This is a genomic window from Pseudomonas sp. SJZ103 (assembly GCF_007828335.1).
Classification (GTDB): Bacteria; Pseudomonadota; Gammaproteobacteria; order Pseudomonadales; family Pseudomonadaceae; genus Aquipseudomonas.
Genome location: NZ_VIUN01000036.1, coordinates 1 through 1,306 on the forward strand (window position 1 = coordinate 1; position 1,306 = coordinate 1,306).

The window sequence follows — 1,306 nt, forward strand, 5'->3', positions numbered from 1 at the left end:
AATGTGGGAGGGGGCTTGCCCCGGTACAAACCGGGGACATCGTTTACATTTCTAACCGGGGACATGGTTTACAGGCTAATACGCATGATCAGGAGGTAACTGATCATGCCCTGGAACCAAGAGTCCCCCATGAATCAAAGAATCAAGCTGGTAGCTGATTGGCTTTCTGGCAACTTCACCAAAAGCCAGTTGGCACGCCGCTTTGACGTTAGCCGACCTACCGTCGATAAGTGGATTGCCCGGCACGACGGCGATTTGAGGTCTTTATCCGAACTGTCCCGGCGACCTCACAACAGCCCAAATAAAACCGACGACGAGATTTTGGCCCGTGTAGTAGCGATGAAGGAGGCTCACGATAAATGGGGGCCGAAAAAGCTTCTCGAACTATTACGGCTGGAAGATCCCTGCGTCACCTGGCCCTCTCCAAGTACGGCCGGTCAATGGCTTGACCGACTTGGGCTCGTCAAAAAGCGGCGCTTCAAACGCCGGCACAGCATTTCCCACGCACAAATGCGAAAGGCCGACGAACCTAACAAGACGTGGTGTGCTGACTACAAAGGGCAGTTCAAGATGCTTAATGCTCAGATGTGCTTCCCTTTGACCGTCACAGACCATGCGTCGCGGCTGATTTTAGCGTGCAGGGCCCATCCCAAGATCATGACCCAGCCTGTAAAACAGGCCTTTGAGAGGCTTTTTCAGGAGTACGGCATGCCGGAAGTTATCCGTTCGGACAACGGGGTACCGTTCGCCTCTCCTGGCCTGGCAAGAATATCCACACTGGCAGTTTGGTGGATTCGGCTGGGTATTTATCCCGAGCGAACCATGCCGGGAAGACCCGCCCAGAATGGTCGCCATGAACGAATGCACCGTAGCTTGAAACTTGAGTTGCCCTTAGGGAAAAACTTAGTCGAGCAGCAGCTTTTGCTGGAGCATTTCAGGCATGAGTTTAATTACGTACGCCCTCACGAAGCGCTCGGCATGAAAAGTCCGGGAGACTTGTATGTGCCGTCCACCCGAATTTATCCAGGATGCTTGCCCGATGTGGAGTATCCGGCAGAAATGAAAGTTCGAAGCGTCAGGCAGGACGGATCGATCAAGTGGAACGGCAAGTTGGTATTTATCAGCGAGGCGCTGTCCGGGGAAAGGATAGGGCTCAAAGAAGCTGAAGATGATGCTTGGGATTTGTACCTGTGTGATTATCCCTTGGGGAGGCTTGGACGAGGTATGACCCGCGTCCAGGCCTCAAATGTGTAAACGATGTCCCCGGTTTCAGATGTAAACGATGTCTACGGTTCTACACCCCGAT

Annotated in this window: 1 protein-coding gene; it reads left to right on the forward strand. The window is 53.1% G+C overall.

Going from position 1 to position 1,306, the window contains the following annotated elements:
- Positions 1 to 105 precede the first annotated feature (105 nt).
- Positions 106 to 1,254, forward strand: coding sequence for an integrase core domain-containing protein (locus FBY10_RS31410; RefSeq protein WP_141156085.1), 1,149 nt, complete (start codon positions 106 to 108; stop codon positions 1,252 to 1,254).
- Positions 1,255 to 1,306 lie beyond the last annotated feature (52 nt).